This window comes from Nocardia testacea NBRC 100365 (genome assembly GCF_000308775.1).
GTDB classification, from domain to species: Bacteria; Actinomycetota; Actinomycetes; order Mycobacteriales; family Mycobacteriaceae; genus Nocardia; species Nocardia testacea.
Genome location: NZ_BAGJ01000058.1, coordinates 14,325 through 35,796 on the forward strand (window position 1 = coordinate 14,325; position 21,472 = coordinate 35,796).

Annotated in this window: 19 protein-coding genes; 12 read left to right on the forward strand and 7 right to left on the reverse strand. The window is 69.1% G+C overall.

Going from position 1 to position 21,472, the window contains the following annotated elements:
- Positions 1-43 precede the first annotated feature (43 nt).
- Together ON38_RS37885 and ON38_RS07260 are read left to right on the forward strand one after the other, a co-directional pair.
- The gene (locus tag ON38_RS37885; protein WP_051164466.1) at positions 44-2,164 is read left to right on the forward strand and encodes an Hsp70 family protein; all 2,121 of its coding nucleotides are present in this window, start codon (positions 44-46) and stop codon (positions 2,162-2,164) included.
- Between the two features lie 83 nt (positions 2,165-2,247).
- Complete coding sequence (locus tag ON38_RS07260) at positions 2,248-3,045, forward strand: HAD family hydrolase (RefSeq protein ID WP_051164471.1); 798 nt, start codon at positions 2,248-2,250, stop codon at positions 3,043-3,045.
- A 154-nt stretch (positions 3,046-3,199) separates the two neighbouring features.
- Here ON38_RS07260 and ON38_RS07265 read toward each other — a convergent pair whose 3' ends face one another.
- From ON38_RS07265 to ON38_RS38165, 6 genes are all read right to left on the reverse strand, one after another.
- Positions 3,200-3,949 carry a sirohydrochlorin chelatase gene (locus tag ON38_RS07265; RefSeq protein WP_039823420.1) on the reverse strand — a complete coding sequence of 250 codons (750 nt, stop codon included), beginning with the start codon at positions 3,947-3,949 and terminating at the stop codon, positions 3,200-3,202.
- Positions 3,949-5,277 carry a sulfate adenylyltransferase subunit 1 gene (locus ON38_RS07270; RefSeq protein ID WP_039823421.1) on the reverse strand — a complete coding sequence of 443 codons (1,329 nt, stop codon included), beginning with the start codon at positions 5,275-5,277 and terminating at the stop codon, positions 3,949-3,951. Before ON38_RS07270 ends, ON38_RS07265 begins: the two co-directional genes overlap by 1 nt.
- Position 5,278: 1 nt before the next feature.
- A complete protein-coding gene (cysD, locus tag ON38_RS07275) occupies positions 5,279-6,211 on the reverse strand; it encodes a sulfate adenylyltransferase subunit CysD (RefSeq protein ID WP_039823423.1) in 933 nt (310 codons plus the stop codon).
- Positions 6,208-6,972, reverse strand: a complete 765-nt coding sequence (locus ON38_RS07280) for a phosphoadenylyl-sulfate reductase (protein WP_174372398.1) — start codon at positions 6,970-6,972, stop codon at positions 6,208-6,210. The genes cysD and ON38_RS07280 overlap by 4 nt, the downstream gene beginning before the upstream one ends.
- The gene (locus ON38_RS07285) at positions 6,969-8,702 is read right to left on the reverse strand and encodes a nitrite/sulfite reductase (protein ID WP_039823424.1); all 1,734 of its coding nucleotides are present in this window, start codon (positions 8,700-8,702) and stop codon (positions 6,969-6,971) included. The genes ON38_RS07280 and ON38_RS07285 overlap by 4 nt, the downstream gene beginning before the upstream one ends.
- Positions 8,703-8,829: 127 nt before the next feature.
- The gene (locus ON38_RS38165; RefSeq protein ID WP_355241689.1) at positions 8,830-8,922 is read right to left on the reverse strand and encodes an Ms4527A family Cys-rich leader peptide; all 93 of its coding nucleotides are present in this window, start codon (positions 8,920-8,922) and stop codon (positions 8,830-8,832) included.
- Between the two features lie 208 nt (positions 8,923-9,130).
- Here ON38_RS38165 and ON38_RS07290 point away from each other — a divergent pair, with 208 nt between their 5' ends.
- Complete coding sequence (locus ON38_RS07290) at positions 9,131-9,559, forward strand: SgcJ/EcaC family oxidoreductase (RefSeq protein ID WP_039823425.1); 429 nt, start codon at positions 9,131-9,133, stop codon at positions 9,557-9,559.
- Positions 9,560-9,583: 24 nt separating this feature from the next.
- Entirely contained in the window at positions 9,584-10,792 is a 1,209-nt protein-coding gene (gene hemW / locus ON38_RS07295; protein ID WP_039823426.1) for a radical SAM family heme chaperone HemW, read from the forward strand.
- A 15-nt stretch (positions 10,793-10,807) separates the two neighbouring features.
- Here hemW and ON38_RS07300 read toward each other — a convergent pair whose 3' ends face one another.
- Positions 10,808-11,812, reverse strand: a complete 1,005-nt coding sequence (locus ON38_RS07300; protein ID WP_039823428.1) for an SDR family NAD(P)-dependent oxidoreductase — start codon at positions 11,810-11,812, stop codon at positions 10,808-10,810.
- A gap of 256 nt (positions 11,813-12,068) precedes the next feature.
- Here ON38_RS07300 and hrcA point away from each other — a divergent pair, with 256 nt between their 5' ends.
- The 8 genes from hrcA (at position 12,069) to era (ending at position 21,139) form a co-directional block, all read left to right on the forward strand.
- Entirely contained in the window at positions 12,069-13,100 is a 1,032-nt protein-coding gene (gene hrcA, locus ON38_RS07305; RefSeq protein WP_039823430.1) for a heat-inducible transcriptional repressor HrcA, read from the forward strand.
- Between the two features lie 550 nt (positions 13,101-13,650).
- Positions 13,651-14,808, forward strand: a complete 1,158-nt coding sequence (gene dnaJ, locus ON38_RS07310; RefSeq protein ID WP_039823431.1) for a molecular chaperone DnaJ — start codon at positions 13,651-13,653, stop codon at positions 14,806-14,808.
- 4 nt (positions 14,809-14,812) lie between these two features.
- Complete coding sequence (locus ON38_RS07315) at positions 14,813-15,553, forward strand: 16S rRNA (uracil(1498)-N(3))-methyltransferase (RefSeq protein ID WP_039823432.1); 741 nt, start codon at positions 14,813-14,815, stop codon at positions 15,551-15,553.
- Between the two features lie 173 nt (positions 15,554-15,726).
- A complete protein-coding gene (locus tag ON38_RS07320) occupies positions 15,727-17,901 on the forward strand; it encodes a PhoH family protein (RefSeq protein ID WP_373281191.1) in 2,175 nt (724 codons plus the stop codon).
- Between the two features lie 90 nt (positions 17,902-17,991).
- Positions 17,992-18,561, forward strand: coding sequence for an rRNA maturation RNase YbeY (gene ybeY, locus ON38_RS07325; protein ID WP_039823433.1), 570 nt, complete (start codon positions 17,992-17,994; stop codon positions 18,559-18,561).
- A 5-nt stretch (positions 18,562-18,566) separates the two neighbouring features.
- On the forward strand, positions 18,567-19,889 hold the full coding sequence (locus ON38_RS07330) for a hemolysin family protein (RefSeq protein ID WP_051164474.1): 1,323 nt from the start codon (positions 18,567-18,569) through the stop codon (positions 19,887-19,889).
- Positions 19,882-20,232 (forward strand): cytidine deaminase-like protein, encoded by a 351-nt coding sequence (locus ON38_RS07335; protein ID WP_039823434.1) that lies wholly within the window; start codon positions 19,882-19,884, stop codon positions 20,230-20,232. The genes ON38_RS07330 and ON38_RS07335 overlap by 8 nt, the downstream gene beginning before the upstream one ends.
- Positions 20,225-21,139 (forward strand): GTPase Era, encoded by a 915-nt coding sequence (era, locus tag ON38_RS07340; protein WP_039823436.1) that lies wholly within the window; start codon positions 20,225-20,227, stop codon positions 21,137-21,139. Before ON38_RS07335 ends, era begins: the two co-directional genes overlap by 8 nt.
- Positions 21,140-21,472 lie beyond the last annotated feature (333 nt).

The window sequence follows — 21,472 nt, forward strand, 5'->3', positions numbered from 1 at the left end:
GCTCTTTCGAGGACGTGGTCACGGTGCGTTGACGGGATGGCATATGACTTCTGGGCTGGGTATCAGCATCGGTACGGTGAACGTGGTTTCGGCGCGGGTCGGGGCGCCGGACGCGCGGCCGGTGGTCAGGACCCGACGGACCGCCGTCGGATTCGACAGCGGGGGCACCGCGCGACTCGGGGGGATCACCCGGTTCTCCACGGCGATCAACGAATTCGCCGATCTGGGGCGCAATCCGGAATCGGTGTACGTGGACGGTCGGATCTGGTCGCCGGCCACCATCTTCGCCTCGGTGGTCCAGGGACTCGTGACCGCCGAACCGGCGGCGGGCGTGGTCGCCACCCATCCGGCCGGGTACACCCGGAAACAACTGGGCCTGCTGCGGCAGAGCCTGGATCTCGCCGGCGTCGGGCATGTCGAGCTGGTCCCGGAACCGGTGGCCGCGGCGCACTGGCTCGATACCGAGCATGGGCCGCTGGACACCGGATTCGTCCTGGTCTACGATCTGGGCGGGAACAGTCTGGATGTCGCGGTGGTGCGGACCGGGCCGGACTGGCCCGACCACCCGGTGGTCGGTAACGCGGTCCGCTCCTACGAGTTCGGTGCCCGGCCGCTGGGCGCGATGATCGCGCGCTGTGCCGGTGACCGCGCCATCGGTCCGGCCGAACCGGATACCGGAGCCGTATCGCTCATGTCGTTCGTGAACCCGGAGGGCCTGCGGCGTGAACACGTGCGCGATTCCCTCGAGGTGGTCCGGGCCGCGGTGCGCTCGGCCGGGGTCGCGCTCTCCGATATCGATCGGGTACTCGTGGTGGGCGGTGCCGCGCGACCCCCGCAGGTGGCCGAAACGCTCGCAGAACTCGGCCTTCCGGTGACCGTCGCCGCCGATTCGGGGCAATGTGTGGCGCTCGGTGCCGCCGCGATGGCCGCGGAGAGCGTGACCCCGGCGGCCGCGCGCGGGATGAAGCATCCGCCGATCTTCTCCGGCGCGGCCCTCTTCTCGGCGGTCGCCATGTCCGCGGCCACCATTCTCGGCAGCGGTCCGGCGGATACCGAACACCTCGATCAGGACCGGATCCCGCTACAGAGCCCCGGAGCGGTGCAGTTCGAGATCCACGGTGAGGCACAGGTGGAACGGTCGGACACCGGATGGACGGTGTCCTACGCGCCGCTGCGCGCGCCCGCGGTGATCGCGTCCGCCGCCATGACGCGCCCGTACGGGCCACCCATGCCCGGTCGGGCACCCGCCCCGGCGAGAACTGCTCCGGGAGCGCCGGCGGACGGCGGGGCCGGAACACACCACACTCCGCAGGACGAACATCCCGGACCCCGGCTCCCACACGACGATCCCGTGCGATTCGGCCATCCGCCGTTCGGCCATCCCGGTGTCCAGCTCCCACCGCGCACCGGTGGGGTCCCGGATCTGCCCACCCCCGGCAACGAGGCGCCGGGCAGCCCGGAACCGGGCGATCCACCGGTGGTGGAGGAGCCGGGCGGGGAGACGGGCGGTTCGGCCGGCGGCGGTGACGAGTCCGGTGGCGGTGACGAGTCCGGTGGCGTCGGCGGGTGGTCGCCCGGTATCGAGACGCCGGGGCCCGGAAACAGCTCCGGCGGCGGCTGGACCGATGGTCTGCCGGGGGGCGGCCTGCCCACTCCGGGCGGATCCGGATGGGGCGGTGACAGCGGCGGCGGACTCGGCTCGGATGAGCCGGGGTTCGGTGAGGACGGTGGCGGTGGACTCGGTCCGGGTGGGGCCGGGGCGGGTGGGGACAATGGCGGTGGACTCGGTTCGGGTGGGGCCGGGGCGGGTGAGAACAGTGGTGGCGGCTTCGGTTCGGGGGCTGCGGGCGGACCCGGCGGCGCGCACAGCGGGGGAGCCGGGGCCGGTGCCGATCACGGCGGGACCTCTTCCGACCACTCGGGCGGATCCGATTCGGCCTCGTCGGGTGGATCCGGTGATACAGGTGGATTCGGTGGGTTCGGTGGGTTCGGCGGGCCTTCGGGGCCGGCCGGCGGTCGCTCGGATGCGGGGATCTCCTCCGCCGGTTCGGATTCTTCCGGCGGCTCGCACAGCAGCGGTGCGAAGTCCAAGGGCTCGACTTCCTCCGGTGGTGACGGTGGGTCCGCCCGCGGCGGGAGCTCGCGCGGCGGATCGCACCGCTGAGCCGCGGGGATACGGCCGGCCGGTCCGCGCGGTTCCGGAAAATCCGGTGCGGCCCGGCGCCGGTGCACGGCACAATCGATGAGGTGGACATTGACGGGGGCCCACCGCGGCTGATCGCGCTCGATGTGGACGGGACACTGCTGAAAACCGGCCTCCAGGTGAGCGCCCGGGTGAACGCCGCCGTGCGCGCGGCGGTCGGGTCGGGCGCGCACGTCGTGGTGAGCACCGGACGGACCGTGATCTCGACTCGTCCGGTGCTCGACGAACTCGGCCTCGTGCAGGGGCATGCCATCTGCTCCAACGGCGCCGTCCACATCGATATCGAGCAGACCCTCCCGGTCGCGGTGCACCATTTCGACCCGGCGCCCGCAGTCACCGCACTGCGCCGGTTGTTCCCGGATATGGTCTTCACCGCCGAACGCGTGGGTGAGGGATTCTGGGCCACCGGAATGAGTCCCGGCGAGTACTACGCCGGTGGCGACTATGTGGTGGTCGACGACCTCACCCTCGGCAGCGAACCCACCCCGCGCCTGAACTGCTGGTGGCCCGAGGGCGCGCCGGAAGAGATGCGCCGGCTGCTGGATGGGCTGGCACTGCCGGAGATCAGCTGGGTCTACGGCGAGTTCGGCCCGTGGCTCACCATTTCCCGGCACGGCATCTCGAAGGGATGGGCGCTGGAACACCTGCGCCGCCTGCTCGATATCCCGCGCGCGGCCACCCTGGCCATCGGGGACGGTTTCAACGACCGCGAGATGTTCGCGTGGGCGGGGCATTCGGTGGCGATGGCGAACGCGCCCGTCGAACTGCACGGTCTGGTCGACGAGGTCACCGACGATGTCGCGGCCGATGGTGTGGCGGTGGTGCTCGAGCGCTGGTTCTGAACTCTCGTACCCGGGCGCGGTCGTGACGTGACGGTTCGGCGGTACGCCGTATCGGACGGAAGCGGTCGCGTGCTTCGGCAGTGGTGGTCGTCTCGGTCGTGACGGGGACGGATCGGGTTTCGGGCGGACGCCGGCCGGGTGGAGGCGGGTGTTCTCAGGCGGACAGCGGCAGTGCGCGAGCGAGCGCGGCGTCGTAGCGGTCCCAGACGATCTCGGCGAGCACCGGGTCCGGGCCGAGGACCTCGGCATGCGGGAGCAGCGGATCCTGGTCGCGTAGGCGGTCGGTGAGCAGGCCCGGCGCCAGGAACCACGGCGCGACGAGCACGCGGTCGGCGCCGCGGGCCCGGAGTCGTGCCGTCGCCTGCGCGAGTGTGGGTTGCGCGGTGGCGAAGCATATTTCGGTGGGATGGCCGGTCCGGGCCGCGAAACTGCGGGCCAGCCGGGCGGTCCGGCGGTTCGCCGCCGCCGCGGACGAGCCGACGGCGGCCAGGGCGACACCGAGCCGTGCGGGCGGCTCGTCCCAGCCGTGCCGATCGCGTACCGTCCGCACCCGCTCCTGCAACACCCCGATCAGGCGCGGGTCGGCGCCGAACACCTCGGCCTGGGTGAGCCGCAGCCGCGGGTTGCGGGCGGCGGCCGCGGCCAGCAGTGCGGGCAGATCCACGCGGGCGTGGAACGCGCTGCCCAGCAGCAGCGGAACGACCACCGCGTCGGTTTCGCCGGTGGCCGCCACCGAGTCCAGTACTTGCCCGACCACGGGCGCGTTCAGGTCGAGGAAGGCGAGGTGCGCCGCGGTCCTGGGACGCGCGGCCCGCACCTGCTCCAGCAGCGCGGTGACGGTGGCGGCCGACCGGGGATCCCGGCTGCCGTGGGCCACCGCCACCAGCGTGGGACTGCCCGGCATCAGCCCTCGGTTCCGACCTCGACCGCGGTGAGCACATCCCCGACGAGTCCCGCCGCCAGCGTGTTCCCGCCCGACGGGTCGATGAGCAGGAAACTGCCGGTGTGCCGGTTGGTCCGGTAGTCGTCGGCCGCGATCGCCTCCGCGACGCGCACCGAGATCCGGCCGATATCGTTGAGCGACAACGTTTCCGGGTTCGGCTCGGCGGCCAGCCGCTGTTCGTCGAAACGTTCGGTGAGCGCGCCCACGATCGCCTGCGTGGTGCGGGTGCCGTGCTTGAGCAGCAGCCGGGCGCCAGGACGCAGCGGTTTGTCACCGAGCCAGCACACCGTGGCGTCGAAGGTGTCGACGGGTTCCGGGGCGTCGGCGGGGGAGGCGATGGTGTCACCGCGCGAGATATCGACCTCATCGGTCAGCACCAGCGTGACACTGCGGCCGGCCTGCGCGACGGCCAGTTCCCCGTCGGGGGTGTCGATCCGCTCGACGGTTGTGCGGATACCTGAGGGCAGTACCACCACCTCGTCACCGGGCGCCACCGAACCCGCCGCGATCTGGCCCGCGTAACCGCGGTAGTCGGGGTATTCCGGGGTGCGCGGCCGGATGACGTATTGCACCGGGAAGCGCAGCCCCACCGCGTGCTCTCCGGAGTTGTCCGCGTCCACCGGCACCGATTCGAGATGTTCGATCAGCGACGGGCCGCTGTAGTACGGGGTCTTGTCCGAGCGGGTGGCGATATTGTCGCCGTGCAGCGCCGAGACCGGGATCTCCAGCACATCCTCGTCCGACCAGCCCAGTGTCCGGGTGAGATGGGAGAATTCCGCCGAGATCTCCGCGAAGACCTTGGCGGCCGCGGCCTGCCGGCCCTCTTCGCTGGGCTCGTCGACGCCGATGAGGTCGACCTTGTTGACCGCCAGCACCAGTTTGGGCACACCCAGCAGCGCCAGGACCGCCGCATGCCGCCGGGTCTGTTCGATCACGCCCTTGCGCGCGTCCACCAGCAGGATCACCAGCTGGGCGGTCGACGCCCCGGACACGGTATTGCGGGTGTACTGCACATGGCCGGGGGTGTCGGCCAGGACGAACGACCGCCGCGGGGTCGCGAAGTACCGGTAGGCGACATCGATGGTGATGCCCTGCTCCCGTTCGGCCCGCAGACCGTCCACGAGCAGCGACAGGTCGGGGGTGGACAGGCCCTTGTCCACCGACGCCCGGGTCACCGCGTCGATCTGGTCGGCGAGTACGGATTTGGTGTCGTAGAGCAGGCGTCCGACCAGTGTGGACTTGCCGTCGTCGACAGAACCGGCGGTGGCCAGCCTCAATAGGTCGGACATATCAGAAGTAACCCTCTCGTTTGCGGTCTTCCATGGCGGCTTCGGAGACCCGGTCGTCGCCACGGGTCGCGCCGCGTTCGGTCAGCCGGGAGGCGGCGACCTCGGCCAGAATGGCCTCGTTGTCGGCGGCGTCGGACAGGATGGCCCCGGTGGTGGAACCGTCACCGACGGTGCGGTAGCGCACCGAACGGGTCTCTAGTACTTCGCCGTCGCGCGGGCCACCCCAGACACCGGGGGTCATCCACATACCGTCGCGCTGGTACACCGGCCGCTGATGCGCGTAGTAGATGGTGGCCAGTTCCACGTTCTCGCGGGCGATGTAGCGCCAGATGTCGAGTTCGGTCCAGTTCGACAGCGGGAACACCCGGACGTGCTCGCCCGGCGCGTGCCGGCCGTTGTACAGGTTCCACAGCTCGGGCCGCTGCCGCTTGGGATCCCACTGGCCGAAGGCATTGCGCAGCGAGAAGATCCGCTCCTTGGCACGGGACCGTTCCTCGTCGCGGCGACCGCCGCCGAAGACCGCGTCGAAACGGTTGTCGGCGATGGCGTCCAGCAGCGGTACGGTCTGCAGCGGGTTGCGGATACCGTCGGGGCGTTCGGTGAGCCGGCCGTCGGCGAGATAGTCCTCCACGCTCGCCACGTGCAGTCGCAGACCGTACTTCTCGACCACATGGTCGCGGAACTCGAGCACCTCGGGCAGGTTGTGCCCGGTGTCCACGTGCAGCAGCGCGAACGGCAGCGGTGCCGGCCAGAAGGCCTTCAACGCCAGATGCAGCAGGACGGTGGAGTCCTTACCGCCGGAGAACAGGATGACCGGGCGTTCGAATTCACCCGCGACCTCACGGAAGATGTGGATGGCTTCCGATTCCAGCGCGGCGAGGGTGTCGAAATCGGAGAGGCCGACGGAACGTTCGGTGGTGATGGCTTCGGTCATGAGGCGTGTAACCCGCATTCAGTCTTGGCGAGGCCGGCCCAGCGGCCGCTTCGCGGATCGGAACCCGGCTCCGGCTTCCGCGTGCACGGAGCGCAGCCGATGGACGGATATCCCTCCTCCACCAGGGGATTGACGAGAATCGAATGCTTTTCGATGTAGTTCTGCATCTCCTCGTCGGACCAGGGCGCGATCGGGTTGATCTTCACCAGGCCGAAACCCTCGTCGAAGGAGATGAGCGGGGCGTTGGCCCGGGTGGGCGCCTCGACCCGCCGGATCCCGGTGACCCATGCGTTGTAGGGCGCCAGCGAATTGCGCAGCGGCACCACCTTGCGCAAGCGGCAGCATTCGTTGGCGTCGCGGGCGAACAGATCCTTGCCCAGCAGCGCATCCTGCTCGGCGACGGTCTGCTCGGGGCGGGCGTTCACCACATTCACCCCGTACACCGCCTCCACGGCGTCCCGGGTGCCGATGGTCTCGGCGAAGTGGTATCCGGTGTCGAGGAACAGGACGTCCACTCCGGGCCGGACCTGAGCCGCCAGCTGCACCAGCACCCCGTCCTGCATATTCGAGGCGACGATATAACCGCTACCGAAGGTTTCGTCGGTCCAGCGCAGCAGCTCCTCGGCCGTGGCATCCGGACCGAGTTCGGCGGCGCCGCGCTCGGCCAGCGCGCGGAGTTCGTCGGCGCTCAGTTTGGTGGGCAGCTGTTTCTGCTCGGTGGTCACAGTGGGTTCTCCCGTCACGACGCTCGCGGGTTTCATCGCAGATCGGCTTCCTCGGCGCGGACGGCCCACTGCGCGAACCGTTCCCCGCCTTCGCGGTGTTTGACGAAATTTCGGACCACGCGCTCGATGTAGTCACCGAGTTCGTCGCTGGTCACCTTGTGCTGGCGCAGTTTGCGTCCGAAGGCGCTGTCCAGGCCGAGGCTGCCGCCCAGGTGAACCTGGAAACCCTCCACCTGATTCCCGGCGCCGTCGTCGACCAGCTGGCCCTTGAAACCGATATCGGCGATCTGCGACCGGCCGCAGGAGTTCGGGCAGCCGTTGATATTGATGGTGATCGGCACATCGAGTTCGGCGTTGATATCGGCCAGCCGCTGTTCCAGCTCCGGTGCCAGCACCTGAGAGCGTTTGCGGGTTTCGACGAACGACAGTTTGCAGAATTCGATCCCGCTGCAGGCGAGCAGGTTGCGCCGCCAGGCCGAGGGACGCGCCTGCAGACCCAGCGGTTCCAGCTCGGCGATGAGCTGCTCGACCTTGTCATCGGCGATATCGAGCACGATGATCTTCTGGTACGGCGTGAACCGGATCCGGTCCGAGCCGGCGCGTTCGACCGCGTCGGCGACCGCGGTGAGGACGCTGCCGGAGACCCGGCCCGCGATGGGGGAGAAGCCGACCGCGTTGAGTCCATTGCGCAGCCGCTGCACGCCGACGTGGTCGATGGGGCGGCTGGGCTGTTCCGGCGCCGGGCCGTCGATCAGTTTGCGCTTCAGGTACTCGTCCTCGAGCACCTGGCGGAACTTCTCGATGCCCCAGTCCTTGACCAGGAACTTCAGCCGCGCCTTGGTGCGCAGCCGGCGGTACCCGTAGTCACGGAAGAGGGAGACGACCGCCTCCCACACCTCGGGTACCTCCTCCAGCGGCACCCAGGCGCCGACCCGCTGGGCCAGCATCGGGTTGGTGGACAGTCCGCCACCGACCCAGAGGTCCAGACCGGGCCCGTGCTCCGGGTGCTCGACGCCGATGAACGCGACGTCGTTGATCTCGTGCACCACGTCCTGTTGACCGGAGATGGCGGTCTTGAACTTGCGCGGCAGGTTGGAGTATTCCTTCTTGCCGATGTAGCGGCGCACGATCTCCTCGATCGCGGGCGTGGGGTCGATGATCTCGTCCAGCGATTCACCGGCCAGCGGGGAACCGAGTACCACGCGCGGGCAGTCACCGCAGGCCTCGGTGGTCTGCAGACCCACGCTCTCGATGCGCCGCCAGATCTCGGGAACGTTCTCGATCTCGATCCAGTGGTACTGCACGTTCTCGCGGTCGGAGAGGTCGGCGGTATCGCGGGCGAACTCGGTGGAGATCTCGCCGAGAGTGCGCAGCTGCGCGACGTTCAGCGCGCCACCGTCGCAGCGGATCCGCATCATGAAGTACTTGGCTTCGAGCAGGTCGATGTTCTCATCGCCTGTCCAGGTGCCGTCGTAACCCTGCTCGCGCTGGGTGTAGAGGCCCCACCAGCGGAAACGGCCGCGCAGATCACCCTTGTCGATACTGTCGAAACCGTTCTTCGAGTAGATGTTCTCGATGCGGGTGCGGACGTTGAGCGGGTTGTCGTCCTTCTTGGACTGCTCGTTGGGATTGAGCGGTTCGCGATAACCGAGCGCCCACTGCCCCTCGGCGCGGCGGCGCACCGGTTTGCCGGTACGGGCACGCGTGGGCCGCGTGGCGGGGGCCTCGGGCTTCGCGGTGGGATCGGCGTCGGTGCTCGACGTCATGAAGTGGCTCCTGCTTGTGGTCGTACTCCGGGCTGAAGGCGCGAGGGACTCCGCTCGCGCCCGCGGTGTCAGCGGGCCGAAATCCTCGAAGGGGAATCGCCGGAAATCCGGGGAGGGCGCAGCTGAGCTACCGGGGGGAACCGGGCAGACAACAGGCGCTGCAGACACGCTTGAAGTCGACGTGGCGACGGGCCACAAGTCGTACTCCGGATGCGCGCATGCGGTCTATTGTGCCATGCCGGAGCGCGCGTTCCGATGGCCCTACCAGTATTTCCCGCGAACAAGCGGGAAATTCCCTGGTTCTACGGGTCTATTTGTGACAGCCGTCATATTTTCTCCGGCGGTGGTATCCGGTGCGGTTCGGGATCGGCCGCCCGGGTCCAGGGGGAGTTGACCTCGAGTTCACTCGAGGTTGCAGGCTCCCCATCATGACAATCGAAACCGCGCATACCGGTCACCGTCCCGCCGATATCGATACCGAGACCGCCGCCCTGCACGCAGTGGTCGCGGCCGTGGCCCGCGCCCAGCGCGACGAGGACGTCGAGGGATTCGCCGCACTCTTCCGCGAGGACGCGATCTGGACCACCGGACACGGCAAACGCCTCTACGGACGGGCGGCCGTCGCCGAATTCACCGCCCGGGTCCTGCCCGGGGCCACCGCGCACGGCCACGCCACCTATGAGGTCGAGCACATTCTGTTCCTGCGGCCCGATGTGGCCGCGGTCAAGGTCCGGCAGCGCTATTTCACCACCGCGGGCGAACTCGACAGCGAGGGCACCCCGATGTACGTCATGACCAAGGAAGACGGCCGCTGGATGCTCACCGCGAACCAGAACACCCCGATCGTCGAGGACTGATCCGCGCCCGGTCACACTGGAGGGGTGAGTCCCACCGCCACCACCGCATCGCACACCGACGCCTCCGCTCCGGTGCTGCGTGATTTCGGCGGCGGTCCCTTCGGGATCTATGTGCACGTACCGTTCTGCGCGACCCGCTGCGGATATTGCGATTTCAACACCTATACCGCCGGTGAACTGGGCACCTCGGCCTCCACGCAGTCGTGGGCGGAGGCACTGCGCGGGGAACTGGCGACCGCCGCCCGGCAGTTCGCCGCGCTGCCCACCGCCACACCGGCGGTGGCGACCGTCTTCGTGGGCGGCGGCACCCCCTCCCTGCTCGGCGGCGAGGGCCTCGCGGCCGTGCTCGACGCGATCCGCGCCGAATTCGACCTCGCCCCGGACGCCGAGGTCACCACCGAATCGAACCCCGAATCGACCTCACCGGCGTTCTTCGACACGATCCGGGCGGCCGGATTCACCCGGGTCTCGCTCGGTATGCAATCGGCGGCCCCGCACGTGCTGGCCGTACTGGACCGCACCCACACACCCGGACGGGCGGTCGCCGCGGCCCGGGAGGCGCGCGCGGCCGGATTCGACCACGTGAACCTCGACCTCATCTACGGCACACCGGGCGAACGCGACAGCGATCTGGACGCCAGCCTGGACGCGGTACTGGCCGCCGGGGTCGACCACGTGTCGGCGTACTCGCTCATCGTCGAGGACGGGACCGCGCTGGCCCGCCGGGTGCGCCGCGGCGAACTGCCCGCCCCCGACGACGATGTACTCGCCGCCCGCTACGAGCGGATCGACGCGCGCCTGGAAGCCGCCGGACTCACCTGGTACGAGGTGTCGAACTGGGCGGCCGGCGACGCCGCGCGCTGCCGGCACAACCTCGGTTATTGGGACGGCGGCGATTGGCTCGGCGCCGGGCCGGGCGCGCACAGCCACCTCGGGGGCGTGCGCTGGTGGAACGTGAAACATCCGGCCCGCTACGCCGACCGGGTGGCCCACGGCGGCCTACCCGCCGCGGACTGGGAGGACCTCACCGCGGCCGACCGCTACCTCGAGCGCGTCATGCTCACGCTGCGCCTGCGCACCGGGTTGGCGCTGGCCGATCTCGACGCCGACGGAAACGCCGCGGCGCGGCGCATCGCCGCAGACGGACTGGTCACTATCTCCGGTGGGCGGCTCGTCCTCACCGATCGCGGTCGCCTGCTGGCCGACGGGGTGGTCCGGGGTCTGGTCGGCTGATCACCGGCCACGCGGTCACCTGCCGGGGGAACTCGGGATCGGCACGGCATACCCGATCCGGTCCTCGGTGAGCTCCCACAACCGCTGCGCCGCACCCTCGGCGATCGCCTCGGCGATGTTCCCGGCGAACGGAAACGTGGCGGGCGGACCGGCCTGCTCCCGAATCGGGCCTGCGGGCGCGTGGATCATCGAGCTGTCGGCTTCCGGGGCGGTCGCAGCGCGCAGCAGCGGCAGCACACCCTGCTCGATCGGGTGCGCGGCACGAACCAAACGGGCCGTGCCCATATAAAGGCGGGCCACCGGAGCGGGCCATTCGCGGAGCAGGCCGGTGAACGTGGTGCCCGGATGCGCCACCGTGGCAGACGCCGACAACCCCGCCGCCCGCAACCGCCGGTCGAGTTCCACGGCGAACAGCGTGACGGCCAGCTTCGAATTCGAGTACGCCAGTTTGGAATAGGCGAACCGGTGCCGGAACCGCCGGGAGGGGGCCTTGTCGGGGCCGGGCTCCGGCGCGGCGTCGAACCAGGCGGCGAGGTCCCCGGGATCGCCCCACTTGTAGACCATCGAGGTCACCGTCGTGATCCGGGCGCCGGGCGTCGCGGCGAGCACCGGCAGCAGTGCCCCGGTGAAGGCGAACGTGCCCACATAGTTGGTGGCCAGGTGCTGCTCGATACCGTCGGCACTGCGCGCGTACCGGAACGACTGCATACCCGCGGCGTTCAGCAGCACATCCAACCGCCGATGCCTGTCCTGGAATTCGTTGCCGGCCCGCCGCACGGAATCCAGCGCGGACAGGTCCACCAGCAGTGTCTCGACCGAGCCCGCCGCGGTCCGGACACCGCTGTCCGCGGCGAATTCCGCGGCCGTGGCGGCGAGGCGCTGTTCATCGCGTCCGGCCAGTGTCACGGCGGCCCCGGCGCGGGCCAGGAGCAGGGCCGCGCACCGGCCCAGTCCCGACGTCGCGCCGGTGACCAGGACGCGGCGACCGCGCTGATCGGGGATATCTGCGACAGACCACATATCGGCCGCGCCTCTCTCTGAAATACTTCGGCCGAGCGGATTCTGCGCCGCACCGGCCGATTTGTCATCTCGTGGAAAGGCTGTGGCGCACCGCCGGGAAACCTGGCGCTGACATGCGGGCTGTGACGCACACCGGGTGAACAGACCAGGCGCAATTACACTGGGTGACGAACCCAGCGGTATGTGAGCCGGGTTCACAGGTAGCGGTGCGCCGGGCGACCACCTCGACGCGCAGCGGAGCTAGGAGGTGGGGTCGATGTCGAGCACCGAGGATCGGCGCTTCGAGGTCCTGCGAGCGATCGTCGCCGACTATGTGTCCACCAAGGAGCCCATCGGTTCGAAAACGCTGGTCGAACGGCACAACCTGGGTGTGTCCAGCGCGACGGTCCGCAACGATATGGCGGTACTGGAAGCCGAGGGTTACATCACCCAGCCCCATACGAGTTCCGGCCGCATCCCCACCGACAAGGGCTACCGCCAGTTCGTGGACCGGATCGCCGAGGTCAAACCGCTGTCGGCGGCCGAACGCAAGGCGATCATGCAGTTCCTCGAATCGGGGGTCGACCTCGACGATGTCCTGCGCCGCGGCGTACGCCTGCTCGCCCAGCTCACCCGCCAGGTCGCGGTCGTCCAGTACCCGACGGTGTCCGCGTCGACCGTGCGCCACCTGGAAGTGGTGGCCCTCAATCCCGCCCGGCTCCTGCTGGTGGTGATCACCGACACCGGTCGCGTCGACCAGCGCATCGTCGAACTCGGCACCGTCGTCGACGACGAGGACCTGGCCGCGCTGCGCGGCATGCTCGGTGCGGCCATGGACGGTAAACGCCTCGCCGCCGCCTCCGCCGCGGTCGCCGAACTGCCCGAGCAGGCGCCGCCCAAACTCCGTGACGTGCTGATCAAGGTGTCGACGGTCCTGGTCGAGACGCTGGTTGAACATCCCGAGGAACGCTTGGTCCTGGGTGGGACGGCCAACCTCACCCGTAATGCCGGCGACTTCGGTATCCACGGGTCCCTGCGCACCGTGCTCGAAGCGCTGGAGGAGCAGGTCGTGGTCCTCAAACTCCTGGCCGCCGCCCAGCAACCGGGAATGGTGACGGTGCGGATCGGCGAGGAGACCCAGGTCGAGGAGATGCGCGGCACCTCCGTCGTCACCACCGGCTACGGTGCCGCCGGCGCGGTCCTCGGCGGTATGGGAGTCCTGGGCCCGACCCGGATGGACTACCCGGGCACCATCGCCTCGGTCGCGGCGGTCGCCCGCTACATCGGTGAGGTGCTGGCCGAGCGGTAGGCCTTCGCTCCGGTGCTTTGGTGGGGCGGATCCGGGTCCGGCTCCAGTGTGCGGATAGGGGTCCGTGAGCCCGTTTCACTCTGTCGCTTCAGCGGTTGGTGGCTGCGGACACGTGCCGACCATCCGGAGGGAGTGGGTTCGGGTGGACCGGGCCGCGAAGGTGCTGTGTTTATTTGCGCCGCCTGCGGCGTCGCGGGGTCGAGGCCCCCTCGGTCCCGCCGTTCAGGCCTCGAGACTCGCGGCTCCGCCGCATGCGCTTCGAGGCCTGAACGGCGGGACGGGCCTCGCCCCTTTCAGGGCCTCGCAAGACTCGGCACCGGGGTGCTTGCGCTACGGGGGCGCGGCCGGTGGACCCGACTGCGGGGAGCGAAGGTTTGCCGCCGCGGAAGGGGGCTTGCGTGGCGCGCTGTTAGGCTCGTGTTCTCCGCCGAGATAAAGTTGAGTCGACCCGACTAAGCTCACGGGCGGGCGGCTCAATCCATCAGGAGCCACGCGGCCGGCCGTGCGAAGCCGGAGCCGTGGACAGCGACCAAGGACTAAGAGAACTCAAGTGGCACGGGACTACTACGGATTGCTCGGTGTAGGCAGGGACGCCTCCGACCAAGAGCTCAAACGCGCGTATCGCAAACTGGCTCGCGAACTGCATCCCGATGTGAACCCGGACGAAGCGGCGCAGACCCGGTTCAAAGAGGTCTCCGCGGCGTACGAGGTGCTGTCGGATCCGGAGAAGCGCCGCATCGTCGATATGGGCGGTGACCCGCTGGACTCCGGTGGCGGTGCCGGCGGGTTCAGCGGCGCCGGTTTCGGTGGCCTCGGCGATGTGTTCGAAGCGTTCTTCGGTGGTATGAGCGGCGGCGGTGGCACCGGCGCCCGTAAACCGCGTGGGCGGGTGCAGCCGGGCGCGGATTCGCTGGTGCGGACCCGGTTGAGCCTCGCCGAGTGCGCGGTGGGGGTCACCAAACATCTGACCGTCGATACCGCGATCCTGTGCGACCTGTGCCAGGGCGCCGGGACCAACGGCAATTCCAGCCCGGTCCGTTGCGAGACCTGCGGCGGCGCCGGTGAGGTGCAGTCGGTGCAGCGATCGTTCCTCGGCCAGGTGCTGACCTCGCGTCCGTGCCCGACCTGCCGCGGTGCCGGCGAGACCATACCGGACCCCTGCCACAAATGTGGCGGCGACGGCCGGGTGCGGGCGCGCCGCGAGATCGCGGCTCCCATCCCGGCCGGGGTGGCCAACGGGATGCGGGTGCGCCTGGCCGCGCAGGGCGAGGTCGGCCCCGGTGGCGGACACGCCGGCGACCTGTACGTGGAGATCGTGGAACAGCCGCACGACGTGTTCGTTCGCGACGGCGACGATCTGCACTGCACCGTCCGGGTCCCGATGGTGGACGCGGCGCTGGGCACCACGGTGGTGATCGACACCATCATGGACGGCCCCACCGAGCTGACCATCGGCCCCGGTACCCAGCCCGGGGAGATCTCGGTACTGCGCGGGCACGGTATGCCGCGGCTGCGGTCGAGCGCGCGCGGTGATCTGATGGCGCACCTGGATATTGTCGTGCCGACCAAGCTGGACAGTAAGCAGACCGACCTGCTGCGCAAGTACAAGGGTTTGCGGGCCAAGGACAAGGCCGAGGTGATGTCGGCGCAGTCCGAGCACAACAGCGGCCTGTTCGCCCGGTTGCGCGCGTCGTTCAGCGGACGCTGACCCGATGGCCGCGACGGTCTTCTACCTGGACGAGATCCCGGAACCGGGCGCCGTCGCGGTGCTCGACGGCGCCGAGGGCCGCCACGCGGCCACGGTGCGCCGGATCCGGCCCGGCGAACCCGTCACGCTCTCCGACGGCCGGGGTGTGCTGGCCGATTCGGAAGTCGTCGCCGCGCAGAAGGACCGGCTGGAACTGCTGGTCCGCGACCGTCGCCGCGCCGAGCCGGCCTCGCCGGCGGTCACCGTGGTCCAGGCATTGCCGAAATCCGAGCGTTCGGAGCTGGCCGTCGAGCTGATGACCGAGGCCGGGGCGGATGTGGTGGTGCCGTGGCAGGCCGCCCGCTGTGTCTCGAACTGGGAGGCCAAAGCGGACAAGGGCGTGGCCAAATGGCGGTCGGCGGCGAAGGCCGCGGCCAGGCAGTCCCGCCGCGCCTACATCCCCGAGGTCACCGCCCTGCACCGGACGCCGGAGGTGGTGGCCGCCGTCCGCACGGCGACGGCCCAGGGCGCGGTGGTGGCGGCCCTGCACGAATCGGGTACGAGCGCCTTCACCGAGCTGCCGTGGCGCGGCGCCGCGGCGGTCACGCTGATCGTCGGCCCCGAGGGCGGCCTCGACGACGCCGAACTGACCGTGCTGGCCGCGGCGGGAGCCGAGGTGGTCCGGCTCGGGCCCACCGTGCTGCGCACTTCGACGGCAGCCGCGGTGGCGCTCGGGGCGCTGGGGGCTCTCACTTCACGGTGGTGACCAGCGGGTGAACAGCCGGCCATGGCGGTGCGCGGCGCCGTGGTCGGCCGGAATTCCACTGGGACCTGTCGGGGCCGGGAGTTAGACTCGTGCCAGCGACAGCGTTCGCCCCCCTCTCCACCAGCGGCGCATCACCGCAGCTCCGAGACCGGAAAGCAGGCCATAGCGACTACGTGCGATCACAAGGCGATAGCGGCGACCAGAATCCCACCGCGGCCGAGAACGGTGCCTCGGGGCCCGCGGCACGCACCGTCCGTTCCAGTATCGAGCTCGCGCCCGAATCGGTTTTCCCCTTCCTCGGCTCCGCGGACGAAAATCTCCGGGAACTCGAAGAACTGCTCGTCGCGGATATCCATGTTCGCGGCAATGTGGTCACCCTCACCGGTCCGGCGGCCGATGTGGCCCTGGCCGAGCGGGTCGTCGAGCAATTGGTCGCGCTGACCGGACGCAACCGGGTGATCACGCCCGAAGCGGTGCGGCATACCGTCTCGATGCTCACCGAGGGCAGTTCCGAAGCGCCGGCCGAGGTACTCAGCCTGGACATCCTGTCCCGTCGCGGGAAGACGATCCGCCCGAAAACGCTGAACCAGAAGCGTTATGTCGACGCGATCGACGAGAGCACGATCGTCTTCGGTATCGGTCCGGCCGGTACCGGTAAGACCTATCTGGCCATGGCCAAGGCGGTGCAGGCGCTGCAGACCAAGCAGGTCAACCGCATCATCCTCACCCGTCCCGCGGTCGAGGCCGGGGAGCGGCTCGGCTTCCTGCCGGGCACCCTGAACGAGAAGATCGACCCGTATCTGCGCCCGCTCTACGACGCGCTGCACGACATGATGGACCCGGAAGCCATCCCCAAGCTGATGGCGGCCGGCGTAATCGAGGTCGCGCCCCTGGCATACATGCGCGGTCGCGCGCAGCCGCTGTTCACCAAGGTCCTCACCCCGGACGGTTTCCGCCCGATCGGTGACCTACTGGTCGGGGACCTGGTGATCGGTTCGGACGGTCGTCCGACTCCGGTTCTCGGGGTCTACCCGCAGGGCCCCAAGGAGATCTATCGCGTCCACACCCAGGACGGCGCGTGCACGCTCGCCTCCGCGGATCACCTGTGGTCGGTCTACACCCGGAGCGATCGCCGTCGGAACAAGCCACCACGCGTGCTCGAGACCAGAGAAATGGTCGGAAACCTGCGCGCGGCGCATTATCACCGTTACGAACTGCCGCTGCTGAGCGAGCCGGTCTGCCTTCCGTCGCGTCCGGTACCGATGGACGCCTATGCGCTCGGGCTCCTGCTCGGCGACGGCTGCCTCACCGGGAGCACGACGCCCGCCTTCTCGACCGAAGATCCCGAGCTCGTCGAGACGCTGGTGGAAGCTGTACCCGGCATCGCGGTACGGCGTACCTCGCGGGTCGATTACGTGTTGAAGCGGGACCGGCAGCCGGGCGAAGTGGTGACGCTCGAGAACCCGATCACCGGGGTCGCCCGTCGGCTCGGGCTCGCGGGCACCCGCTCGAACACGAAGTTCGTGCCCGAGCTCTATCTCTACAACGACGCCTCGGTGCGGCTCGCCGTGTTGCAGGGCCTTCTCGATTCCGACGGCGGGCCCGTCGTGCAGGAAGGCCGTACCTGCCGGATCCAGTTCACCACTGTCTCGGATCGGCTTCGCGACGATATCGTGTTCCTGGTGCGGTCGCTGGGTGGCGTCGCCTACACGCGGACAAGGCCCGCCGCCGGGCGTAAGCCGGGACGGGCCAACAACCGCCCGGTGCTCTACCGGCACAACGCGCACAGTGTCGATATCCGCCTGCCCGCCGGAATCGAACCCTTCCGGCTCGCTCGTAAGGCCGCGAAGTACTCGGCCGGTGGAGGCCGGCCCATGCGGTTCATCGATCGGATCGAGCCCGCCGGTACGGAGGAGGCGGTCTGCATTCAAGTCGCCGCGCAGGACTCGCTGTACGTGACCGAGGATTTCCTGCTCACCCACAACACGCTCAATGATTCGTTCATCATTCTGGACGAGGCGCAGAACACGACCGCCGAGCAGATGAAGATGTTCCTCACCCGGCTCGGGTTCGGATCGAAGATCGTGGTGACCGGTGACGTGACCCAGGTGGATCTGCCGCACGGCTCCCGGTCCGGTCTGCGGGCCGCCACCGAGATACTCGGCGATATCGAGGACATCCATTTCGCCCAGCTCACCAGCAGCGATGTTGTGCGGCACCGGCTGGTCTCCGATATCGTCGACGCCTACGAGAAGTTCGAGGCCGAGACCCGGCCGCCGGTGGGCCCGCCGCATATGTCGGGCAACCGGGCGCAGCGGCGGGCAGCGGGTCGTACGGCGCGGCGGTAGGCCTACCTCCAGCGTGTGAACCTCCGGAGCGACTCGGCCGTGCGCGAGTGCGAATGGGCTGCGCCCGGCCGCACCCATTAGGCTGACCAGGTGAGTATCGAGATCGCCAACGAGTCGGGTATGGAAGTCCCCGAAGAGGACCTGGTGGGCGTCGCCCGGTTCGTGATCGACCGGATGGATGTGCACCCGGCCGCCGAACTGTCCATGGTGCTGGTGGATCTCGACACCATGGCCGACCTGCACATGCGCTGGATGGACCTGCCCGGCCCCACCGATGTGATGTCGTTCCCGATGGACGAACTCGAGCCCGGTGGCCGGCCGGACAGTCCCGAGCCGGGGCCGTCGATGCTGGGCGATATAGTGCTGTGCCCGGAGTTCGCCCTGGACCAGGCGGCCAAGGCCGGGCATTCCCTCGATCACGAACTCGCCCTGCTCACGGTGCACGGGGTGCTGCATCTGCTCGGTTACGACCACGCGGAACCGGCCGAGGAGAAGGAGATGTTCGCACTTCAGGGCCGGCTGCTCGAGCAGTGGTACGAGGAATTGCGGGAGGCGCAGCGGCGGGCCGAACTGGCCGCCCGGGACGCCCGCCTGCTGGGCAAGACGGGGTTCGCGGCCCCGGAGGGCGATCGCACGTGGCCGGGTGACGCGCACGCGTGAACGAGATGACTCTGCTGCTGGTCGCCGTTTTGCTCGCTGCCGTGGGTGGTGTTTTCGCCGCGGTGGATTCGGCCCTGAACACGCTGTCACCGGCCCGGCTCGACGATATGGCGCGCAGCGACCGCCCCGGGGCGGTGCGGCTGGGCCGGATCGTGGACGACCGGCCCCGCTATGTCAACCTCATGGTGCTGTTGCGCATTCTGTGCGAGATCACCGCGACCGTATTGCTCGCCGCCGCGCTGAGCAGTTTCCTGGACAGCGGGTGGGCGCTGCTGGTGACCGCCGTGGTGATGGTGCTGGTCTCCTATGTGGTGATCGGGGTGGGGCCGCGCACCCTGGGGCGTCAGCACGCGTATTCGATCTCGCTCGCGGCGGGGCTGCCGCTGCAGTTCATCGGGGCTTTGCTGGGCCCGGTGAGCCGGTTGCTGATCCTGCTCGGTAACGCGATCACGCCGGGTAAGGGTTTCCGCAACGGCCCGTTCGCCTCGGAGATCGAACTGCGCGAAGTGGTCGATATGGCGCGGGAACGCGGGGTGGTCGCCGACGACGAGCGCCGGATGATCCAGTCGGTGTTCGAACTCGGTGATACCGCGGCGCGCGCGGTCATGGTGCCGCGGACCGAGATGGTGTGGATCGAGGCCGATAAATCGGTGGCGCAGGCGATGTCGCTGGCGGTGCGCAGTGGTCACTCGCGGATTCCGGTGATCGGGGAGAACGTCGACGATATTCTCGGCGTCGTCTACCTGAAGGATCTCGTGCCCTACGCCGATCGCGGGCGCAGTATCCGGGTGCGCGAGGTCATGCGGGACGCGGTGTTCATGCCCGATTCCAAACCGCTCGACGATCTGCTCGACGAGATGCAGCGACGGCGCAACCATATGGCACTGCTGGTGGACGAGTACGGCGGTATCGCGGGACTGGTGACCATCGAGGATGTGCTCGAGGAGATCGTCGGGGAGATCGCCGACGAATACGACACCGACGAGACGCCCCCGATCGAGGAGATCGAGCCGGGCCGGTTCCGGGTGTCGGCGCGGCTGCCGATCGCGGACCTGGGCGAACTGTACGGGTTGCCGATCGACGAGGAGGAAGTCGATACCGTCGGTGGGTTGCTCGCGCACGAACTGGGCCGGGTGCCGCTACCGGGCGCCGAGGTCGTCGCGCACGGCCTGGAGCTGCGTGGCGAGGGCGGCGCCGACGCGCGCGGGCGGGTCCGGGTGCACACCGTGGTGGTGGGCCGGGCGCCCGAGCAGAATACGGAGACCGATCCGGGACCGGCGCGAGAGAACGCGTCCGCCCGCTACGACGAGGGAGCAGCCGATGAGTGAACTGGATGCCGAGGACAACAAATTGCTGGTGCTCGCCCGGGGCGCGCTCGGCCGTACCGGCGGCTCGGCGGGCGCGGCGATCCGCGATACCGACGGCCGCACCTACGCTGCCGGGGAGGTCGGGTTGCAGGCGCTGCGGCTCACGGCCCTGCAGTCCGCGGTGGCGGCCGCGATCTCCAGCGGGGCGGAGGGGTTCGAGGCCGCCGTGGTGATCGGCGGGAAATTCGCGGACGCCGGGGTGGCTGCGGTGCGTGAGGTATCCGCCGGAGCGAAGATCATTTTCGCCGACGCCTCGGGCGCGGTGTTCGATATCGCCGAGGGTTATGAGGCGACCGATGCCTGAGCCCACCGAGGGTGAGTTCCGTTCCGGCTTCGTCTGTTTCGTCGGCCGGCCCAATACCGGGAAGTCGACGCTGACCAATGCGCTGGTGGGCGCGAAGATCGCGATCACCAGCTCGCGTCCGCAGACCACCCGGCACACCATTCGCGGCATCGTGCACCGTGCGCACACCCAGCTGATCCTGGTCGATACCCCCGGGCTGCATCGTCCCCGGACCCTGCTCGGCCAGCGGCTCAACGATCTGGTGCGCGACACGTATTCCGAGGTCGACGTGATCGCGCTGTGTATCCCCGCGGACGAGAAGATCGGCCCGGGGGATCGCTGGATCGTGCAGCAGGTGCGGCAGATGGCGCCGAAGACCACATTGCTCGGTGTGGTCACCAAGATCGACAAGGTGGGTAAGGACCAGATCGCGCGTCAGCTGATGGCGGTATCGCAACTGCTCGGGCCGGAAACCGATGTGGTGCCGGTTTCGGCCGCCAAGGGGGAACAGGTCGAGGTCCTGGTCGATGTGATCGCCTCCCGGATGCCGCCGGGACCGGCGTTCTATCCCGACGGCGAACTCACCGACGAGCCCGAGGAAACCCTGATGGCCGAACTCATCAGGGAGGCGGCGCTGGAAGGGGTTCGCGACGAGCTGCCGCATTCGCTGGCGGTGGTGATCGAAGAGATCCTGCCGCGCGAGGAGAACGAGGACATGCTCGACGTGCACGCCCTGCTGTACGTCGAGCGGCCGAGTCAGAAGGCGATCATCATCGGCAAGGGAGGCGCCCGGCTCAAAGAGGTCGGGACCAACGCGCGCAAACAGATCGAGCACATTCTCGGCAGCCGCATCTACCTGCATCTGCACGTGAAGGTCGCCAAAGACTGGCAGCGCGATCCGAAACAGCTGGGCAAATTGGGTTTCTGACGCCGCGCTCGGAGTCCGCGTCCGCTCCGGACCGGCCTTCGGTACCGCGCCGGGCGACGAGCTCGCCGCTCGCCCCGGGCGAGGACGCGCCTACGCGGGGTACATCGGGGTGGGATCTGTACGACAGCTGGTGGCCGGAAATTCTCTGGTGAGGCCCCGTCGGCGATGCCGATCACGACGCGTTGCGGACGCCATAAGTTAGCCGAGGTTTGACCTTCTCAGGGTGGCGGAGGTTGGACCAGACCGATATGCTTCGGCCCGTACCCGAATTCGCCGGGATGAAACCATTTTTCGTCCGACGATTCGGTAACGGGCACGATGTGGTGCCGGATG

Coding starts and splice junctions, on each gene's coding strand:
- ON38_RS07265 (WP_039823420.1), bottom strand. CDS start 3,949: ATGCCGGGCAGTCCCACGCTGGTGGCGGTGGCCCACGGCAGCCGGGAT.
- ON38_RS07280 (WP_174372398.1), bottom strand. CDS start 6,972: ATGAAACCCGCGAGCGTCGTGACGGGAGAACCCACTGTGACCACCGAG.
- ON38_RS07315 (WP_039823432.1), top strand. CDS start 14,813: ATGGCCGCGACGGTCTTCTACCTGGACGAGATCCCGGAACCGGGCGCC.
- hrcA (WP_039823430.1), top strand. CDS start 12,069: ATGTCGAGCACCGAGGATCGGCGCTTCGAGGTCCTGCGAGCGATCGTC.
- ON38_RS07300 (WP_039823428.1), bottom strand. CDS start 11,812: ATGTGGTCTGTCGCAGATATCCCCGATCAGCGCGGTCGCCGCGTCCTG.
- ON38_RS37885 (WP_051164466.1), top strand. CDS start 44: ATGACTTCTGGGCTGGGTATCAGCATCGGTACGGTGAACGTGGTTTCG.
- ON38_RS07285 (WP_039823424.1), bottom strand. CDS start 8,702: ATGACGTCGAGCACCGACGCCGATCCCACCGCGAAGCCCGAGGCCCCC.
- ON38_RS07330 (WP_051164474.1), top strand. CDS start 18,567: ATGACTCTGCTGCTGGTCGCCGTTTTGCTCGCTGCCGTGGGTGGTGTT.
- ON38_RS07290 (WP_039823425.1), top strand. CDS start 9,131: ATGACAATCGAAACCGCGCATACCGGTCACCGTCCCGCCGATATCGAT.
- cysD (WP_039823423.1), bottom strand. CDS start 6,211: ATGACCGAAGCCATCACCACCGAACGTTCCGTCGGCCTCTCCGATTTC.
- ON38_RS07270 (WP_039823421.1), bottom strand. CDS start 5,277: ATGTCCGACCTATTGAGGCTGGCCACCGCCGGTTCTGTCGACGACGGC.
- ON38_RS07335 (WP_039823434.1), top strand. CDS start 19,882: ATGAGTGAACTGGATGCCGAGGACAACAAATTGCTGGTGCTCGCCCGG.
- ON38_RS38165 (WP_355241689.1), bottom strand. CDS start 8,922: ATGCGCGCATCCGGAGTACGACTTGTGGCCCGTCGCCACGTCGACTTC.
- era (WP_039823436.1), top strand. CDS start 20,225: ATGCCTGAGCCCACCGAGGGTGAGTTCCGTTCCGGCTTCGTCTGTTTC.